The organism is Sphingomonas sp. ABOLE, from assembly GCF_003950455.1.
Classification (GTDB): domain Bacteria; phylum Pseudomonadota; class Alphaproteobacteria; order Sphingomonadales; family Sphingomonadaceae; genus Sphingomonas; species Sphingomonas trueperi.
The window spans coordinates 1-1,321 of the sequence record NZ_QQWY01000103.1 but is presented as its reverse complement, the minus strand read 5'-3'; the positions used below and the strand labels follow the sequence as shown (position 1 = coordinate 1,321).

1 protein-coding gene and 1 other annotated feature are annotated in these 1,321 nt (G+C 63.9%); the gene reads right to left on the bottom strand.

The features are described 5' to 3' along the window. Positions 1 to 39 precede the first annotated feature (39 nt). Positions 40 to 1,268 (bottom strand): IS3 family transposase gene (locus CA234_RS24060; protein WP_126002943.1). Its coding sequence is split into 2 segments (ribosomal slippage): positions 40 to 980 and positions 980 to 1,268, totalling 1,230 coding nucleotides; the frame shifts between segments, so codons are not numbered across the junction. Further along, positions 871 to 987, bottom strand: a sequence feature (AL1L pseudoknot). Its footprint overlaps the gene before it by 117 nt. Positions 1,269 to 1,321: the final 53 nt, after the last annotated feature.

The window sequence follows — 1,321 nt, the reverse complement described above, 5'->3', positions numbered from 1 at the left end:
TGAACCGCGCCGGGTCTGCCGGAGGCGTTGGGTTGTGAGTCACGCTGCCATATCGAGGTTGTCCGCGGCAGCATAATATTGCTCTTCGGCTTCGGCAGGCGGGATGTTGCCGATGGGTTCGAGCAGCCGACGATGGTTGAACCAGTCGACCCATTCGAGCGTGGCGTATTCGACGGCTTCGAAGCTGCGCCACGGCCCACGCCTGTGGATCACCTCGGCCTTGTAGAGGCCGTTGATCGTCTCGGCCAAAGCGTTGTCGTAGCTGTCACCGACGCTGCCGACCGATGGCTCGATCCCGGCTTCGGCGAGGCGCTCGGAGTACTTGATGGACACGTATTGCGACCCACGGTCGCTATGATGGATGAGGCCGCCCCGATGGGCTGGCCGTCGATCGTGAAGCGCTTGCTCCAAGGCGTCGAGGACGAAGCTGGCATGTGCCGTTCTGCTGGCCCGCCAGCCAACAATCCGCCTGGCGTAGGTATCGATGACGAAGGCGACGTAGACGAACCCCGCCCAGGTCGCGACGTAGGTGAAGTCTGACACCCAGAGCATGTTCGGCGCTGGCGCGTAGAACTTGCGATTGACGTGATCGAGTGGGCACGGCGCCGCTCTGTCGCTGATGGTCGTACGCAACGGTTTGCCCCGGATCACCCCTGCCAAGCCCATCTCGCGCATCAACCGCGCGACCGTACAGCGGGCGACCTGAAAGCCCTCCCGCATCATCTGCCGCCAGACCTTCCGCACGCCGTACACCGCGAAGTTCTCGGCAAACACGCGCGCGATCTCCGGCTTCAGGGCGGCATCCCGCTGCGCCCGCGCTGACAGGCGTGTCGGATCCTGTCGCTGCGCGACGCGCTCGTGATAGGTAGATGGGGCGATCGGCAGCACCCTGCAGATCGGCTCGACCCCATAGGCATCGCGGTGATCGTCGATGAACGCGATCATCGACGGAACGGGCGGTCGAGCTCCGCCTGGGCAAAATATGCCGACGCCTTGCGGAGAATCTCGTTGGCCTGCCGAAGCTCGCGGACCTCGCGCTCCAGCGCCTTCACCTTGTCGGCGACCTCGGTCGGGACGCCAGCACGCTTACCGCTGTTGACCTCGGCCTTCTTCACCCACTCGTGCAGCGTATAGGCCGAACAGCCCACCTTCTCCGCAATGGAAACCACCGCTGCCCAGCGCGAGGGATGATCCTGCTCGTGATCGAATACCATCCGCACCGCACGCTCGCGGACCTCAGGAGAAAACTTGTTCGTCGTCTTGCTCATACAGGCTCCACCTTCTCAGGAGTTGGAGCCTCCGGCAAACCCGGCGCGGTTCA